Below are 17,138 nucleotides of genomic sequence, written 5' to 3'. Positions count from 1 at the left end.
CCGGTCATCGCGTACTCGTACGCCTGGTGGCCGACGGCGCCCCGGTCGTCCTGATGGATGACCAGGGCCTCCGCCGCCGGCTTCAGTACTCCACGTCCACCAACCCGGTCTGAACCAACGGCTTCCCCCTCTTCCGCGACACGAAGACGCCCCGCCCCGGGGGCATCGGCCGCGGCCGGACCCCGCCGAGGATGTCGCCCTCCGCCGGGTCGCCCGCCAGGACGATTCCCTGGGCGCCGAGTTCCTTCATCCGCTGCATGAACGGCTCGTACGAGGCGCGGCTCGCGCCCGCGGAGGAGCGGGCGACGATGAAGCGGACGCCGACGTCCCGGGCGAAGGGGAGCATCTCCGTCAGGCCGCCGAGCGGGTTGCCGCTGGATGTGGAGACGAGGTCGTAGTCGTCGATGACGACGAAGACCTGCGGTCCGCGCCACCAGCTGCGGTCCCGGAGCTGCTGGGGTGTGACGTCGGCCGTGGGGGTGCGGCGCTGCATGAGGTCCGCGAGAGCCGTCATGTGGTGGTCCATCTGGCTGGACATCGGGATGTACTCCGCCAGGTGGGAGGCGGGCGTGATGTCCAGCAGGGAGCGGCGGTTGTCTACGACGAAGAACTTCACCTCGTCGCCGCCGTACCGCAGCGACAGCTGCTTGATCAGCAGGCGCAGCAGATTGGACTTGCCGGACTCGCTCTCGCCGAAGATCAGGAAGAACGGGTCCTGTTCGAAGTCCAGGAAGACCGGCTCGAGGTTCTCCTCGTCCAGCGCGAAGGCGATGCCCTGCTTCGGGAGGCGGTCGCCCGGCGGCAGCTGGACGGCCTCCAGCTGGCGCGGCAGCAGCCGTACCTTCGGGGCACCCGGCGCCTGCCAGTGGCGGCCGACCTCGGTGGACAGCGCCGCCGTGGCCTCGGCGAGGTCGGTGTCGGACGTCAGTCCGTCGATGCGCGGCACCGCCGCCATGAAGTGCAGCTTCTGCGGGGACAGACCGCGGCCGGGGACGCCGGTGGGGACGTTCGCGGCCACCTTGCGGTCGATCTCGGAGTCCATGACGTCGCCCAGACGCAGCTCCAGGCGGTTCATCAGGTGGTCCTTGAGGTTCGCGCGGACCTCCATCGAGCGCGACGCCGTGATGACGACGTGGATGCCGTAGCCGAGACCGCGCGCGGCGATGTCCAGGACCACCGGTTCGAGGGCTTCGTAGTCCGTGCGGAAGTTGCCCCAGCCGTCGATGATCAGGAAGACGTCGCCCCAGGGCTGCTCGGTGACCGAGATCTCACCGCGGGCGCGGCGGGCACGGTAGTCGGCGATGGACGCGATACCGGCGGAGCGGAAGTACTCCTCGCGGCGGGTCAGGACGCCGTAGACCTCGGAGACCGTACGCCGGACGCGTTCCGGGTCGAGACGGGAGGCGACGCCACCCACGTGCGGCAGGCCGTCGACCGCGGCCATACCGCCGCCACCGAAGTCCAGGCCGTAGAACTGCACCTCGTACGGCGTGTGCGTGAGCGCGAAGGAGCAGATCAGGGAGCGCAGCAGAGTCGACTTGCCGGACTGGGGACCGCCGACGATCTGCATGTGGCCCGCCGCGCCCGAGAAGTCGAGCATCAGGCGGTCACGGCGCTGCTCGTACGGCTTGTCGACCAGGCCGACCGGGACAACCAGGCGGCCGGCGCCCTCGTAGTTCGGCTGGGTCAGACCGCGGCCCTGCACCGCGGCGAGGCCGGGCAGCAGCGCGTCCAGCGACGGTGGGCTCTCCAGCGGCGGGAGCCACACCTGGTGGGCCGCCGGGCCCTGCGCCTCCAGCCGGCGCACGATCACGTCGAGGACCGTGTCGGCGAGCGCCTCGTCCACCTCCGGTTGCGCCTCCTTGCGCTGCTGGGGGATGGCCGTGTACCGCACCGGCACCTGGGTGGCGGTGAACAGCACCGGGCGCCGGTCCACCGGCAGCGGTCCGCCGCCGTGTACCGCGCGCTGCGTGCCCGAGCGGTACACGCCGGAGACGTAGGCGGCCTTGAAGCGCTCCATTTCGTCCGTGCCGTACTTCAGGAAACCGGAGCCGGGCACGTTCGGGAGTTCGTAGGCGTCGGGGACACCGAGGGCGGCGCGGGACTCCGCCGCGGAGAAGGTACGCAGACCGATGCGGTAGGAGAGGTACGTCTCCAGGCCGCGCAGCCGGCCCTCCTCCAGGCGCTGCGAGGCGAGCAGCAGGTGCACGCCGAGCGATCGGCCGATACGGCCGATCTGCACGAACATCTCGATGAAGTCCGGCTTGGCGGTCAGCAGCTCGCTGAACTCGTCGATCACCAGGACCAGGGACGGGATCGGCTGCAGCGGGGCACCGGCCGCGCGCGCCTTCTCGTAGTCGTGGATGTTGGCGTAGTTGCCCGCGTCGCGCAGCATCTCCTGGCGGCGGTTGAGCTCACCGCGGATCGAGTCGCCCATGCGGTCGACCAGCGTGAGATCGTCGGCCAGGTTGGTGATGACCGCCGCCACGTGCGGCATCTGCGCCATGCCGGCGAAGGTGGCACCGCCCTTGAAGTCGGCGAGGACGAAGTTCAGGGTCTCGGAGGAGTGGGTGACGGCGAGGCCCAGCACCAGGGTGCGCAGCAGTTCCGACTTTCCGGAACCGGTCGCGCCGACGCACAGGCCGTGCGGGCCCATGCCCTCCTGAGCGGCCTCCTTGAGGTCCAGCATGACCGGGCGGCCGTCCTCGCCGAGGCCGATGGGCACGCGCAGCCGCTCCGCCAGCGCACGCGGGCGCCACGTCCGCTTGGTGTCGACGGACGCCGCGTCGCCCAGGCCGAGCAGGTCGGTGAACTCCAGGTTCGCCAGCAGCGGTTCGTCGTCGTCGCCGCCCGAGGCCATACGCAGCGGCGCCAGTTGCCTGGCCAGGGCTTCGGCGGACTCGTAGGAGAGACCGTCCGGGGTGCCCTCGTAGATCTCGCCGTGCCCGGACTCCAGGCGCAGCATGCCCGGTTGTACGACCACGTTCAGGTCGCCGCCCGCTGTCGTGAGGTCGCCGGGCACGACCTCGACGACCGTGACGCCCTGGAGCCCTTCGGGGTTCGCGAGCACCGAGTCCGGCAGCAGCGAGATGTCGTCCAGTACGAGCACGATGTGCGGCGCGTCCACGAGCGGGGAGGCGGCGGGGTGGAAGCGGGGCCGGCCGGTCAGCCGGAGGGACAGCATGTCCTCCAGCTCGCGCGGGTCGGTGCCGATCAGCCGGCGGGTGCCGGCGCCGTCCACGTCGCCGGAGGACTGGACGTGCGGGAGCCACTTCGCCCAGTCCCAGTGCGGCAGCGCCTCCCGGCCGGCGGCCACCGCGATGACCAGGTCCTCCGGGGAGTGCAGCGAGGCCAGCGAGCCGACCAGGGCGCGGGCGGCGGCCCGTACGGACTGCGGCTCGCCGCTGATCGTGACGTGGTAGAAGGCGCGCAGGGACACCGCCATCGGCAGGTCGCCGACGGAGTTGTGCGTGGCGAGGAACCGCTGCATCGCACCCGCGGTCAGCGGTTCCAACTGCTCGACCGGGCCGGTCTCGGGAGCGATGAGCGGGGTCGCCAGCGGCTGCGGGCCCAGGCCGATGCGCACGTGCGCGAAGTCCTCGTCACCGGGCCGCCGCTCCCACACCCGGCTGCCCTCGGCGACGAGCGCCCACAGCTGCTCGGGGGAGGGGTGCAGGTAGTACTGCGCGTCCCGCTGCACCCTGGCCGTCTGTACGGCGGACTTGCGGGTCTGCGACAGGTAGCTGAGGTAGTCGCGGCGCATGTCGGCCAACTGCCCCTGCGAGCCCCGGCGGAAGCGGACCACCATGGCGATGGACATGGCCACCGTCGAGGCGATCATGATCATGCCCATGATCTTCATGAACGGCTGACCGTTCGTGAAGAAGAAGACCACCGAGCCGCCCATGCCCAGCGTGGGCAGGAGCTGCATCAGCACGCTCTCCTGATGCCCTCGCGGCAGCTCGGGCGGTGGCTGGACAACGACCTCTTCCGTGGGCACTTCGGACGGCAGCGCCCTAGCGGGGCGCTTGACGACAATCTGGCTCACTGCTCACCAATTCCCTTGCCCGACCCAGGCTTTCCACCCGCCGCCCCGTGTCCGGCGGGCGCAGGCCGCCGCGTGATCCTACTGAGTTCACGGCAGCCGGGTGAGCGGTAGGGTGCCGGATGTTCGCGTGAGCACACGCCGAGCAGGCTGGAAATACCGGGACAACTCCCTCCATGTCGAGGCGGGAAGGCCCCGGAACCCTGCCGCATGGCACCCGTGCCGCCACGCCCAGGGCGGATCGGCACGAGACCTTCACGAAGTAGACGCACCACCACCACTGAGGGGGAGCAGCAGGTGAGCATGACGGCCGCCGCCACCGGCGGACCCGGGACGGGAGCCCCCGCGGGATCCGGCACCGGACTCGGCTTCTGCCGGGTCACCATCGTCGCGCCGGACAGCCGTATCGACGTGGCGCTGCCCGACGACGTCCCGGTCGCCGACCTCTATCCGGAGATCCTCCGGCTGTCCCAGCAGAGCCCCGAGGCGGGCGCCCCGGTCGGCTACCACCTCGTCCGCACCGACGGCAGCGTGCTGGACAGCGCCCGCTCCTTCGCCGCCCAGCGCATTCTCGACGGCGAACTACTCACCCTGCGCCCGTTCGCGGAGTCCCTGCCGCCGGCCGTCTTCGACGATGTGGCCGAGGCCGTGGCCTCAGCCGTCACCAAGCAGCACAAGCTGTGGAGCGGCGAGCTGACCCGGGCCGCGGGCCTCGTCGGCGGCGGAGTCCTGCCGACGCTGCTGGCGTTCGTCGCCTGGACCGCCGATCCCCGTCACGACATGAACGGCCTGGCCGGCATCCTCGCCGCTGTCGCCGGCATCCTGCTGGTCGTGCTCTCCGCGGTCCGCGCCCGCGTCTACGACGACCGCGGCTCGGCCGTCGCCCTCGGCCTCGGCGCGCTGCCCAACATCGGGGTCGCCGGCAGCGGACTGCTGCCGCTCACCGGCGGGGAGGGCATCGGTAGACTCCAGTTCCTCCTGGCGTGCGGCGCCGTCCTCGTCGCGTCGCTGATCCTCGTCCTGTGCTCCCCGCACGGCGACGGACCGTTCGTCGCCTTCGTGTTCGCCTCGGCGATCGCCCTGGTCGTCGTCTTCGCCGCGACCCTCACCCACTGGTCCCCTACCGAGATGGCCGGCCTGTGCGCGCCCGTCGCCGTGGGTGCGCTCGCCTTCCTGCCCAGTATGTCCATGCGCTTCGCCCGCTTGCCGATCGGTTTCGAGAGCCCCAGCAGCGGCCCCACCCGCTCCGCCTACGGCACCGAGTCCGCCGCCGAACCCGTGGACACCGAGCGCGTCCAGGCCCAGGCCCGGCGCGGCCACGAACTCCTCGTCGGCCTGGTCGGCGGCTGCGCCGTGCTCGCCGTCGGCGCCTCGGCGGTCCTGGGCTTCTCCGACGACATCTGGGCCCAGGTGCTCGCGCTGGCCACCGGCGTCGCGATGCTGATGCGTGCCGGGCTCTTCCGCTACACCGCCCAGGTCGCCCCCGTCCTCGGCGCCGGCCTCGCCTGCCTGGTCCTGCTCGGCCTCGGCCTCGCCCTCAACCCGCCGCGCCACGCGATGCTCGAGGCGCTGACCGGCGACCGTACCGATCTCGACATCCGTACGATCTGGCTGATCTCGGCCATCGCCGCCGCAGCGGCGGTCGTGACCGCCCTCGGCCTGATCCTGCCGCGGGGCGGAGTGACCCCGTTCTGGGGCCGCTTCCTGGAGATCTGCGAGGGCTTCGTCCTGCTGACGCTGATCCCGCTGACCCTGGCCGTCTTCGACGTGTACGCGACCGCCCGGGCCATGACCAGCAAATAACCGGCGCGGTGACGACGACGGGCCCGGGCTCAGCCAAGAGCCCGGGCCCGCGCGCTACCGCCGCGCGCCGCTCAGTGCGCCCCCAGCCCCCCGTTGCCGCCACCGGGCTCCAGATCGAACTCCCCGTCCCGTGCCCCCAGGACGAACGCCCGCCACTCCGCCTCCGTGTAGCGCAGCACGGTGTCGTGGTCGAGGGACGACCGCATCGCCACGGCCCCGCCGGGCAGGTACGCGATCTCGACCCGCTCCTCGTGCTCCTCCGTGCCGGGTGCGCACTGCCACTCCACGCCCGAGATGTCGAGCGCGTACAGTTCGTCCCGCTCCCGCTCCTTGCGCGCCTTGATCTCCGCTTCCGTCTCCGTCATCGTGCAGCGATCCCTTTCCGGCGGTACGTACGATCCCGGCGCTCACCCTAGTGGCCGCCGCAGCGCCGTCCGGGCGGTTTCCGGACCGCGGTCAAGGCGCCGGCCACCTGCTGGTACCCTGAGTGACGGCCGTTTGTGTACGCACCCCCGGAACCGTCGGTTCTGGTGGCCGCGCCCAGCGGATCCCCGCCTCCCGAGTAACGGAAGCTCCCCGAGACGTAGACCGGGGGCACTCGGTGGCACTCAACAGACTATGAGGAGTGCGCGTGTCGCTCGACGCCGCTACGAAGAAGCAGATCATCGCCGAGTTCGGTACCCAGGAGGGTGACACCGGCTCCCCCGAGGTCCAGGTCGCTCTGCTCTCCCGTCGGATCTCCGACCTGACGGAGCACCTCAAGACCCACAAGCACGACCACCACTCCCGTCGTGGCCTGCTGATCCTGGTCGGTCAGCGCCGCCGCCTTCTGCAGTACCTGGCGAAGAAGGACATCCAGCGCTTCCGTACGCTGGTCGACCGCCTCGGCATCCGCCGTGGTGCGGCGGGCGCCAAGTAAGACGCCGTGAAGGGAGCGGTTCCCGGTAGCACCCGGGGATCGCTCCCTTCGTCGTACATACGGAAACGTGCGGAGTGTCACTCACGCTTTGTAGTGTGGTAGCACAACGCAATACGCACGACACAGAACGACGTACGCCACAGAACGGCGTACGACCCTGAACGAGGAGAAGCGCACCTAGCCGCCGCCGGTCCTCGGTAGTGGCCCCCGGGGGATGCGAGCCCCGGGTGCTTCGATCGAAGACCGGCCCGCAAGACGGAGCGCTTCTCCACCACCGTCCCCCTGCCACACGGGCAGCCAAGGGACGAAAGACGATATGTAACGGAGAAAACGCTAGTGGAGAACGAGACCCACTACGCCGAGGCAGTCATCGACAATGGCGCCTTCGGCACCCGTACGATCCGCTTCGAGACGGGCCGCCTGGCCAAGCAGGCCGCCGGTTCCGCCGTGGCGTACCTGGACGACGACACCATGGTGCTGTCGGCCACCACCGCCTCCAAGAACCCCAAGGACCAGCTCGACTTCTTCCCGCTCACGGTGGACGTCGAGGAGCGGATGTACGCAGCCGGCAAGATCCCCGGCAGCTTCTTCCGCCGTGAGGGCCGTCCCTCCGAGGACGCCATCCTCACCTGCCGCCTCATCGACCGCCCGCTGCGCCCGTCCTTCAAGAAGGGCCTGCGCAACGAGATCCAGGTCGTCGCCACGATCATGGCGCTCAACCCCGACCACCTGTACGACGTCGTCGCGATCAACGCCGCGTCCGCGTCCACGCAGCTGGCCGGTCTGCCCTTCTCCGGCCCGATCGGCGGCGTCCGCGTCGCGCTGATCCGCGGCCAGTGGGTCGCGTTCCCGACGCACACCGAGCTCGAGGACGCCGTCTTCGACATGGTCGTCGCGGGCCGCGTCCTGGAGGACGGCGACGTCGCGATCATGATGGTCGAGGCCGAGGCCACCGAGAAGACCATCAAGCTGGTCGAGGGCGGCTCCGAGGCACCGACCGAGGAGGTCGTCGCCGCCGGTCTGGAGGCCGCGAAGCCCTTCATCAAGGTCCTGTGCCGCGCCCAGGCCGACCTCGCCGCCAAGGCCGCGAAGCCGACCGGCGAGTTCCCGATCTTCCTGGACTACCAGGACGACGTCCTGGAGGCCCTGACCGCGGCCGTCCGCCCCGAGCTGGCCCAGGCGCTCACCATCGCCGGCAAGCAGGAGCGCGAGGCCGAGCTGGACCGCGTCAAGGCGCTCGCCGCCGAGAAGCTCCTGCCGGAGTTCGAGGGCCGCGAGAAGGAGATCTCCGCCGCGTACCGCTCGCTCACCAAGCAGCTGGTCCGCGAGCGCGTGATCAAGGAGAAGAAGCGCATCGACGGCCGCGGCGTGACGGACATCCGTACGCTGGCCGCCGAGGTCGAGGCCATCCCGCGGGTGCACGGTTCCGCCGTGTTCGAGCGTGGCGAGACCCAGATCCTGGGCGTCACCACCCTCAACATGCTGCGCATGGAGCAGCAGCTGGACACCCTCTCCCCGGTGACCCGCAAGCGCTACATGCACAACTACAACTTCCCGCCGTACTCCACCGGTGAGACCGGCCGCGTCGGCTCCCCGAAGCGCCGCGAGATCGGCCACGGCGCCCTCGCCGAGCGCGCGCTCGTGCCGGTGCTGCCCACGCGCGAGGAGTTCCCCTACGCGATCCGCCAGGTCTCCGAGGCGCTGAGCTCCAACGGCTCGACGTCCATGGGCTCGGTCTGCGCCTCCACCATGTCGCTGCTGAACGCCGGTGTGCCGCTGAAGGCCCCCGTCGCCGGTATCGCCATGGGCCTGATCTCCCAGGACATCGAGGGCGAGACGCACTACGTCACCCTCACCGACATCCTCGGTGCCGAGGACGCCTTCGGTGACATGGACTTCAAGGTCGCCGGCACCAAGGAGTTCGTGACCGCCCTCCAGCTCGACACCAAGCTGGACGGCATCCCGGCCTCCGTCCTGGCCGCGGCCCTCAAGCAGGCCCGCGACGCCCGTCTCCACATCCTCGACGTGATGATGGAGGCCATCGACCGGCCCGACGAGATGAGCCCGCACGCCCCGCGGATCATCACCGTCAAGATCCCGGTCGACAAGATCGGCGAGGTCATCGGCCCCAAGGGCAAGATGATCAACCAGATCCAGGAGGACACCGGCGCCGAGATCACGATCGAGGACGACGGCACGATCTACATCGGTGCCGCCGACGGCCCCTCCGCCGAGGCCGCCCGCGCCACGATCAACGGCATCGCCAACCCGACGATGCCCGAGGTCGGCGAGCGCTACCTCGGTACGGTCGTCAAGACGACCACCTTCGGTGCGTTCGTCTCCCTGCTGCCCGGCAAGGACGGTCTGCTGCACATCTCGCAGATCCGCAAGCTCGCCGGCGGCAAGCGCGTGGAGAACGTCGAGGACGTCCTCGGCGTGGGCCAGAAGGTCCAGGTCGAGATCGCCGAGATCGACTCCCGCGGCAAGCTCTCCCTCGTTCCGGTGATCGAGGGCGAGGAAGGCTCCGACGAGGCGAAGGACGACGCCGAGCAGTGACGTCCCGTAGCTCCAAGGTGACGGCCCGCCCCTCTTCGGAGGCGCGGGCCGTCGCCCGTACCCAAACCCTCATCAAGGGCACGGGCGGCATCGGCACGGTCCGCAAGACCACCCTCCCGGGCGGCCTGCGCATCGTCACCGAGACCCTGCCCTCCGTGCGCTCGGCCACCTTCGGCATCTGGGCGCACGTCGGCTCCCGCGACGAGACGGCGGCCCTGAACGGCGCCACGCACTACCTGGAGCACCTGCTCTTCAAGGGCACGCACAAGCGCAGCGCGCTGGACATCTCCTCCGCCCTCGACGCCGTCGGCGGCGAGATGAACGCGTTCACGGCCAAGGAGTACACGTGCTACTACGCGCGCGTGCTCGACACCGACCTGCCGCTCGCCATCGACGTCGTCTGCGACATGCTGACCGGCTCGCTCATCCTCGAGGAGGACGTCGACGTCGAGCGCGGCGCGATCCTCGAAGAGATCGCCATGACCGAGGACGACCCGGGCGACTGTGTGCACGACCTGTTCGCGCACACCATGTTCGGCGACAACGCCCTCGGCCGCCCGGTCCTCGGGACCGTCGACACGGTCAACGCCCTCACCGCCGACCGCATCCGCCGCTTCTACAAGAAGCACTACGACCCCACCCACCTGGTGGTCGCCTGCGCCGGCAACATCGACCACGCCAAGGTCGTACGACAGGTCCGCGCCGCCTTCGAGAAGGCGGGCGCCCTGCGGAACGCCGACGCGCAGCCCATCACCCCGCGCCACGGCAGCCGTACGATCCGCACGTCCGGCAAGGTCGAGCTGCTCGGCCGCAAGACCGAGCAGGCGCATGTCGTCCTCGGCATGCCGGGCCTCCCCCGCACCGACGACCGCCGCTGGGCCATGGGTGTGCTCAACACCGCCCTCGGCGGCGGCATGTCCTCCCGGCTCTTCCAGGAGGTCCGGGAGAAGCGGGGTCTCGCCTACAGCGTGTACTCCTACACCTCCGGCTTCGCCGACTGCGGCCTGTTCGGCGTGTACGCCGGCTGCCGGCCCAACCAGGTGCACGACGTCCTGAGGATCTGCCGCGACGAGCTCGACCACGTCGCCGCCAACGGCCTCACGGACGACGAGATCGCCCGCGCCGTCGGCCAGCTCCAGGGCTCCACCGTCCTCGGCCTCGAGGACACCGGCGCGCTGATGAACCGCATCGGCAAGAGCGAGCTGTGCTGGGGCGAGCAGATGTCCGTCGACGACATGCTGGACCGGATGGCGGCGGTCACCCCGGACGAGGTCCGCTCGGTCGCCAGCGACATCCTGGGACAGCGCCCGTCGCTGTCGGTCATCGGCCCGCTCAAGGACAAGCAGGCCGCGCGGCTGCACGACGCCGTCGCCTGAAACACCACCGATCAGGAAGCAGGAACATGAGCAAGCTGCGCGTGGCGGTCCTCGGTGCCAAGGGCCGGATCGGCTCCGAGGCGGTCAGGGCGGTCGAGGCCGCCGAGGACATGGAGCTGGTCGCCGCCCTCGGCCGGGGCGACACGCTGGAGACGCTGACGGCGGCCGGCGCCCAGGTCGCCGTGGAGCTGACCACCCCGGACTCCGTCATGGACAACCTCGACTTCTGCGTGCGCCACGGCATCCACGCGGTCGTCGGTACGACGGGCTGGACCGAGGAGCGCCTCGCGCAGCTGCAGGGCTGGCTCGACCGGTCCCCGCGGACCGGCGTGCTCATCGCGCCGAACTTCTCCATCGGCGCCGTCCTGACGATGAAGTTCGCGCAGATCGCCGCGCCGTACTTCGAGTCGGTCGAGGTGGTCGAGCTGCACCACCCGAACAAGGTGGACGCGCCGAGCGGTACGGCCACGCGCACCGCTCAGCTCATCGCCGAGGCCCGCCGCGCCGCCGGTACGGCCCCGGCGCCGGACGCCACGGCCACGGCCCTGGACGGTGCGAGGGGCGCCAGCGTCGACGGGATCCCGGTCCACGCCGTCCGCCTGCGCGGCCTGCTGGCCCACCAGGAGGTCCTGCTCGGCGGCGAGGGCGAGACCCTCACCATCCGCCACGACTCCCTGCACCACAGCAGCTTCATGCCGGGCATCCTGCTCGGCGCCCGCCGCGTGGTGACCACTCCGGGCCTGACCTTCGGCCTGGAACACTTCCTGGACCTGAGCTGAGACAGACCCTGCGATGCGCGCGAAGATCTCCTTCCTCGTCACGGCCGCCGTCCTGGTCTTCTACTTCCTGCTGGTCGGCAGCCGCGGCGTGATGCTCATCGAGTCCGGCACGGTCGTCACCGTCACCTTCGGGGTCGCGGTGCTGATCCTGCCGGTCATCGGCCTGTGGTTCCTGTGGAAGAACACCCAGTTCGTCCGCAGGGCCAACGCCCTCGCCGCCGAGCTGGACGCCGAGGGCGGCCTGCCGGTCGACGAGCTGAAGCGCACGCCCGGTGGCCGGATCGACCGCGACTCGGCCGACGAGGTCTTCGCCAAGCGCAAGGCCGAGACCGAGGCGTCCCCCGACGACTGGCGTTGCTGGTTCCGCCTCGCCGTCGCGTACCACGACGCCCGCGACACGCCCCGCGCCCGCAAGGCGATGCAAAGGGCCATCGCCCTGCACGACGGCCGACCCGTCCCCTCCTGACCGCGCCCCCGCCGAGGGGCGTCCGACCTGCGCGGATGCGGGTGCGGGCCTGATCGCGCAGTTTCCCGCGCCCCTGAGGAACCGCAGCCCCGTCGGCCGCATCGCGCCGACGCCTGCCGGCAGTCATACGGCCGGGGGCGGCACAGCGCACCGCTCAGCCGGGCGAACCGGCCCCTACGGCGTGACCCGCCCGTGTTCCGCCGCCCATGCCTCCACCGTGTCCGCCGCCCGGTCGAACGCGGCCGGGCGGCCCAGGAAGTCCAGCGTGTGCGTGGTCAGCAGCGGCGGCGTGTCCTCGGCCGGCCGGTCCTTGCGTACGAGCGTCAGCGCCTGCCCCTGCACCGTGCGGGGCAGCCCCAGCCAGCGCACCGGCTGCTGCACCGTCCGCACGGAGACCACCCGGGCCCACGGCGCCGTACGCGTCACCAGGAAGCCGACCTGGCGCAGCCCGCGGCTGCTCACCCACACGCCCATGCGCAGCAGCCGCAGCGCCCCAGCGAGGATGACGAGCGCCGCGACGAGGACGGCACCGGCGGAGGACACCGAGTCGGTCAGGGCGACGGCCACCGCGGCGAACAGCACGAAGGAGGCGAACAGCAGCACCAGCGCCGCCATGCCCACACGCCAGGGGCCGGGACGGTAGGGGCGCCGCCAGCGCTCCCGGTCGTCGTACGGCAGCGCAGTGTCGGCGGCAGCCTCGAAGGTCCGGTCGGCCGTCAGGAAGGACAGGGGCACGGCTGGTCCTCACAATCCTTGCGTGAGCTGTGCCCGGTGAGGCTATCCGCCGCTGTTCCCGCTCACCACCCTTGGGCGGCCGGAAGGGTCAGTGCCCCTGGGACGCCTGGGACTGCTGCGTCGACGTACTGGACGGCGTGGACATCGCCGGCATGCCGAGTACGAGGGCTCCCGCCAGCGCCGCGACGATCGTGAGTCCCAGCAGCCAGCGCCCGGCTATCTCGCCGAAGGACGCCCGCTGACGGGGCGGGGGAGTGACATTGCTGCGGAACCGGTCAGCCTCGGCCAGGAAGGCGAAGGGTACGGGCTCGCGCCGACGGAACATGGGGGCTACGTCTCCTTTCGGGGTCGAACGAGCAGGTCTCACCGATACAGACGCTCGAGTGACACAAAGGGTGCCCATGTCGGAAAAAATCCGTGGCGGGATTTTTGAGGTGAGGTCCTGCCGTGGCCCGGCCGGGTGCCCCGTAAGGTGGGCGCGAACCGCATGCAGTGATGGGAAGGACCCCGACCCCCGTGACCACCCCCGAGTCGCTCACGTTCCGCAGTGACGTCACCGTCGAGCTGGTGAAGTCCAGCGCTTCGGACGCCGACGTCCTCTTCGCCGCGCGGGTCTCCACCGCCGGCGAGCAGTCCCTGGACGAGCTGAAGAAGGACCCCGAGCGCTCCAAGGGCCTGATCAACTACCTGATGCGCGACCGGCACGGCAGCCCGTTCGAGCACAATTCGATGACGTTCTTCGTCAGCGCCCCGATCTTCGTGTTCCGCGAGTTCATGCGGCACCGCGTGGGCTGGTCGTACAACGAGGAGTCCGGCCGCTACCGGGAGCTGCAGCCGGTCTTCTACGTCCCCGGCGCCGACCGCAAGCTGGTCCAGCAGGGCCGCCCCGGCAAGTACGTGTTCGTCGAGGGCACCCCGGCCCAGCACGAGGCGGTCAGCGACACCCTGCGCGAGTCGTACGAGCAGGCGTACGCGGCCTACCAGAAGATGCTCGCCGAGGGTGTCGCCCGTGAGGTCGCCCGGGCCGCCCTCCCCGTCGGCCTCTACTCCTCGATGTACGCCACCTGCAACGCCCGCTCCCTGATGCACTTCCTCGGCCTGCGCACCCAGCACGAGCTGGCCAAGGTGCCGTCCTTCCCGCAGCGGGAGATCGAGATGGTCGGCGAGAAGATGGAGGAGGAGTGGGCCAGGCTCATGCCGCTGACGTACGCCGCCTTCAACGCGAACGGCCGCGTGGCTCCCTAGCCCCGTAGCCAAAGCGTGCGAAGCCCTGTTCCCCCACCAGGAACGGATGTCCGCATCAGCCTGGCGAAGTGTCCGTATTGCGGCATTTAGAGAAGTTCATCTAGCCTGATCAAACGGACCCGGCACTGCTTGAACCCCCGAGCAGGCAGTGCCGGGCTCCGCATTTGTCCTGACTTTCCCGGCACCCCAAGGGCAGACCACGCATTCAGCACCGAGTAGCGTGTTACCCATGGCTCCGACCTCGACTCCGCAGACCCCCTTCGGGCGGGTCCTCACCGCCATGGTCACGCCCTTCACGGCGGACGGCGCACTCGACCTCGACGGCGCGCAGCGACTCGCCGCCCACCTGGTGGACGCAGGCAACGACGGCCTGATCATCAACGGCACCACCGGCGAGTCCCCCACCACCAGCGACGCGGAGAAATCGGACCTCGTACGAGCCGTACTGGAGGCGGTCGGCGACCGCGCCCACGTCGTGGCCGGAGTCGGCACCAACGACACCCACCACAGCATCGAGCTGGCCCGCGCGGCCGAGCGCGCCGGCGCACACGGCCTGCTGGTCGTCACGCCGTACTACAACAAGCCCCCGCAGGAAGGCCTGTACCGCCACTTCACGGCCGTCGCGGACGCCACCGGCCTGCCGGTCATGCTCTACGACATCCCCGGCCGCAGCGGCGTCCCGATCAACACCGAGACCCTCGTCCGGCTCGCCGAGCACCCCCGGATCGTCGCCAACAAGGACGCCAAGGGCGACCTCGGCCGCGCCAGCTGGGCCATCGCGCGGTCCGGCCTCGCCTGGTACTCGGGCGACGACATGCTGAACCTCCCGCTGCTTTCCGTGGGCGCGGTCGGCTTCGTCTCGGTCGTCGGCCACGTCGTCACCCCCGACCTCCGCACCCTCGTCGACGCATTCGTCTCGGGCGACGTCGTCAAGGCCACCGAGATCCACCAGAAGCTGCTCCCGGTCTACACCGGCATGTTCCGCACCCAGGGCGTCATGACCACCAAGGCCGCGCTCGCCCTCCAGGGCCTGCCCGCAGGACCCCTGCGCTCACCCATGGTCGAGTGCTCGCCCGAGGAGATCGCCCAGCTCAAGATCGATCTTGTTGCCGGCGGGGTACAGCTCTGACAACAGACTTGGCACCACACGAGCTTCACAACTGAAGAACAACAGAAGATGACGGGCCACCGGTGCCCGCACCCCACAACGACAACTGCTTCTGCACGAACGTCTCACGCGCCACGTGCCCGACCGGTACGTGGCGCGTGTGGTGAGGAGAGTCTTTTGAGTCATCCGCATCCCGAACTCGGCTCGCCCCCGCCGCTCCCCGAGGGGGGCCTACGGGTCACCCCGCTCGGCGGTCTCGGCGAGATCGGCCGAAACATGACGGTCTTCGAGTACGGTGGCCGCCTGCTGATCGTCGACTGCGGAGTGCTCTTCCCCGAGGAGGAGCAGCCCGGAATCGACCTGATCCTGCCGGACTTCTCGTCCGTCCGGGACCGCCTCGACGACATCGAGGGCATCGTCCTCACGCACGGCCACGAGGACCACATCGGCGGTGTCCCGTTCCTGCTCCGCGAGAAGCCGGACATCCCGCTGATCGGCTCCAAGCTGACCCTCGCCCTCATCGAGGCCAAGCTCCAGGAGCACCGGATCCGTCCGTACACCCTGGAGGTGGCCGAGGGGAACCGTGAGCGCATCGGCCCCTTCGACTGCGAGTTCATCGCGGTCAACCACTCCATCCCGGACGCCCTGGCCGTCGCCATCCGTACTCCCGCCGGCATGGTCGTCCACACCGGCGACTTCAAGATGGACCAGCTTCCGCTGGACAACCGCCTCACGGACCTGCACGCGTTCGCGCGCCTGAGCGAGGAGGGCATCGACCTCCTCCTCACGGACTCCACGAACGCCGAGGTCCCCGGCTTCACGCCGCACGAGCGCGATATCTCCAACGTCCTGCGGCAGGTCTTCGCCGGCGCCCGCAAGCGGATCATCGTGGCCAGCTTCGCCAGCCACGTCCATCGCATCCAGCAGATCCTGGACGCCGCCCACGAGTACGGCCGCCGGGTCGCCTTCGTCGGCCGCTCCATGGTCCGCAACATGGGCATCGCCCGCGACCTCGGCTACCTGAAGGTCCCACCGGGCCTGGTCGTCGACGTCAAGACGCTGGACGACCTCCCGGACCATGAGGTGGTCCTGGTCTGCACGGGCTCCCAGGGCGAGCCGATGGCGGCCCTGTCGAGGATGGCCAACCGCGACCACCAGATCCGGATCGTGGAGGGCGACACGGTGATCCTCGCGTCCTCCCTCATCCCCGGCAACGAGAACGCCGTCTACCGCGTGATCAACGGCCTGACCCGCTGGGGCGCCAACGTCGTCCACAAGGGCAACGCCAAGGTGCACGTTTCCGGCCATGCCTCGGCGGGCGAGCTGCTGTACTTCTACAACATCTGCCGCCCGAAGAACCTGATGCCGGTGCACGGCGAATGGCGCCACCTGCGGGCCAACGCCGAACTGGGCGCCCTCACCGGGGTCCCGCACGACCGGATCGTCATCGCTGAGGACGGCGTGGTCGTCGACCTGGTCGCCGGCAAGGCCAAGATCTCCGGGAAGGTCCAGGCCGGTTACGTCTACGTCGACGGCCTCTCCGTCGGCGATGTCGGCGAGCCGGCCCTCAAGGACCGCAAGATCCTCGGCGACGAGGGCATCATCTCGGTCTTCGTGGTCGTGGACTCGTCCACCGGCAAGATCACCGGCGGCCCGCACGTCCAGGCACGTGGCTCCGGCATCGAGGACTCGGCCTTCGCCGATGTCCTCCCGAAGATCACGGAGGCACTGGAGCGGTCGGCCCAGGACGGCGTCGTGGAGCCGCACCAGCTGCAGCAACTCGTTCGGCGCACCCTGGGCAAGTGGGTCTCGGACACCTATCGCCGCAGGCCGATGATCCTCCCGGTGGTCGTGGAGGTCTGACGCCCCGTCGGATGCGAGCCCGGAGCGGGGCGCCTCGATTTGCATCGGGGCGCCCCGCTCCAGTACGTTTACGGCTCCGCCCAACCGGGAACCCCAGCACTTCACGCGCTGGACACAGGTGTCCGGGAGCGGGTGGGAAAACCGACTCAGAACTTCTGATAAAGTCGGAACCGCCGGAAAGGGAAACGCGAAAGCGAGAACCTGGAAAGCACCGAGGAAATCGGATCGAGAAAAGATCTGATA

At 70.1% G+C, this 17,138-nt stretch carries 13 protein-coding genes; 9 read left to right on the top strand and 4 right to left on the bottom strand.

From position 1 onward, the window contains the following. Window positions 1–82: 82 nt before the first annotated feature. Window positions 83–4,048, bottom strand: coding sequence for a type VII secretion protein EccCa (gene eccCa, locus ACZ7HQ_RS38260; protein WP_471000071.1), 3,966 nt, complete (start codon window positions 4,046–4,048; stop codon window positions 83–85). Window positions 4,049–4,348: 300 nt separating this feature from the next. Here eccCa and eccD point away from each other — a divergent pair, with 300 nt between their 5' ends. Next, window positions 4,349–5,848, top strand: coding sequence for a type VII secretion integral membrane protein EccD (eccD, locus tag ACZ7HQ_RS38255; protein ID WP_471000148.1), 1,500 nt, complete (start codon window positions 4,349–4,351; stop codon window positions 5,846–5,848). Window positions 5,849–5,919: 71 nt separating this feature from the next. Here eccD and ACZ7HQ_RS38250 read toward each other — a convergent pair whose 3' ends face one another. After that, window positions 5,920–6,213 (bottom strand): DUF397 domain-containing protein, encoded by a 294-nt coding sequence (locus ACZ7HQ_RS38250; RefSeq protein ID WP_471000069.1) that lies wholly within the window; start codon window positions 6,211–6,213, stop codon window positions 5,920–5,922. A gap of 266 nt (window positions 6,214–6,479) precedes the next feature. On the opposite strand from ACZ7HQ_RS38250, the gene rpsO reads away from it, so the two are divergent. From rpsO to ACZ7HQ_RS38225, 5 genes are all read left to right on the top strand, one after another. Beyond that, window positions 6,480–6,767, top strand: coding sequence for a 30S ribosomal protein S15 (rpsO, locus tag ACZ7HQ_RS38245; protein WP_351240480.1), 288 nt, complete (start codon window positions 6,480–6,482; stop codon window positions 6,765–6,767). 336 nt (window positions 6,768–7,103) lie between these two features. Next, a complete protein-coding gene (locus tag ACZ7HQ_RS38240) occupies window positions 7,104–9,323 on the top strand; it encodes a polyribonucleotide nucleotidyltransferase (RefSeq protein ID WP_471000067.1) in 2,220 nt (739 codons plus the stop codon). Further along, the gene (locus ACZ7HQ_RS38235; protein ID WP_471000065.1) at window positions 9,320–10,699 is read left to right on the top strand and encodes a M16 family metallopeptidase; all 1,380 of its coding nucleotides are present in this window, start codon (window positions 9,320–9,322) and stop codon (window positions 10,697–10,699) included. The genes ACZ7HQ_RS38240 and ACZ7HQ_RS38235 overlap by 4 nt, the downstream gene beginning before the upstream one ends. A gap of 26 nt (window positions 10,700–10,725) precedes the next feature. After that, the gene (gene dapB, locus ACZ7HQ_RS38230; protein ID WP_471000064.1) at window positions 10,726–11,478 is read left to right on the top strand and encodes a 4-hydroxy-tetrahydrodipicolinate reductase; all 753 of its coding nucleotides are present in this window, start codon (window positions 10,726–10,728) and stop codon (window positions 11,476–11,478) included. Window positions 11,479–11,491: 13 nt separating this feature from the next. Then, window positions 11,492–11,944 carry a hypothetical protein gene (locus ACZ7HQ_RS38225; RefSeq protein ID WP_471000062.1) on the top strand — a complete coding sequence of 151 codons (453 nt, stop codon included), beginning with the start codon at window positions 11,492–11,494 and terminating at the stop codon, window positions 11,942–11,944. Window positions 11,945–12,118: 174 nt separating this feature from the next. Here the strand turns inward: ACZ7HQ_RS38225 and ACZ7HQ_RS38220 are convergent, their stop codons facing one another. Together ACZ7HQ_RS38220 and ACZ7HQ_RS38215 are read right to left on the bottom strand one after the other, a co-directional pair. Further along, window positions 12,119–12,679: a hypothetical protein gene (locus ACZ7HQ_RS38220; protein WP_471000060.1), complete on the bottom strand. Its 561-nt coding sequence runs from the start codon at window positions 12,677–12,679 to the stop codon at window positions 12,119–12,121. Window positions 12,680–12,767: 88 nt separating this feature from the next. Then, window positions 12,768–13,004, bottom strand: a complete 237-nt coding sequence (locus ACZ7HQ_RS38215) for a hypothetical protein (protein ID WP_471000058.1) — start codon at window positions 13,002–13,004, stop codon at window positions 12,768–12,770. Window positions 13,005–13,174: 170 nt separating this feature from the next. Between ACZ7HQ_RS38215 and thyX the strand changes: the two genes are divergently transcribed. The 3 genes from thyX (at window position 13,175) to ACZ7HQ_RS38200 (ending at window position 16,895) form a co-directional block, all read left to right on the top strand. Then, complete coding sequence (gene thyX, locus ACZ7HQ_RS38210; protein WP_471000056.1) at window positions 13,175–13,924, top strand: FAD-dependent thymidylate synthase; 750 nt, start codon at window positions 13,175–13,177, stop codon at window positions 13,922–13,924. A gap of 229 nt (window positions 13,925–14,153) precedes the next feature. Next, the gene (gene dapA / locus ACZ7HQ_RS38205; RefSeq protein ID WP_471000054.1) at window positions 14,154–15,053 is read left to right on the top strand and encodes a 4-hydroxy-tetrahydrodipicolinate synthase; all 900 of its coding nucleotides are present in this window, start codon (window positions 14,154–14,156) and stop codon (window positions 15,051–15,053) included. A gap of 156 nt (window positions 15,054–15,209) precedes the next feature. Beyond that, window positions 15,210–16,895, top strand: a complete 1,686-nt coding sequence (locus ACZ7HQ_RS38200; RefSeq protein WP_471000052.1) for a ribonuclease J — start codon at window positions 15,210–15,212, stop codon at window positions 16,893–16,895. The last annotated feature ends 243 nt before the right edge of the window (window positions 16,896–17,138 follow it).

This window comes from Streptomyces sp. NPDC037290 (genome assembly GCF_055603245.1).
This window is presented reverse-complemented; position numbering and strand designations above follow the sequence as displayed.

Excerpts from the sequence above, each read along its gene's own strand:
- eccD (WP_471000148.1), top strand. The coding sequence starts at position 4,349 with ATGACGGCCGCCGCCACCGGCGGACCCGGGACGGGAGCCCCCGCGGGA.
- ACZ7HQ_RS38250 (WP_471000069.1), bottom strand. The coding sequence starts at position 6,213 with ATGACGGAGACGGAAGCGGAGATCAAGGCGCGCAAGGAGCGGGAGCGG.
- dapB (WP_471000064.1), top strand. The coding sequence starts at position 10,726 with ATGAGCAAGCTGCGCGTGGCGGTCCTCGGTGCCAAGGGCCGGATCGGC.
- ACZ7HQ_RS38225 (WP_471000062.1), top strand. The coding sequence starts at position 11,492 with ATGCGCGCGAAGATCTCCTTCCTCGTCACGGCCGCCGTCCTGGTCTTC.
- ACZ7HQ_RS38215 (WP_471000058.1), bottom strand. The coding sequence starts at position 13,004 with ATGTTCCGTCGGCGCGAGCCCGTACCCTTCGCCTTCCTGGCCGAGGCT.
- thyX (WP_471000056.1), top strand. The coding sequence starts at position 13,175 with ATGGGAAGGACCCCGACCCCCGTGACCACCCCCGAGTCGCTCACGTTC.
- dapA (WP_471000054.1), top strand. The coding sequence starts at position 14,154 with ATGGCTCCGACCTCGACTCCGCAGACCCCCTTCGGGCGGGTCCTCACC.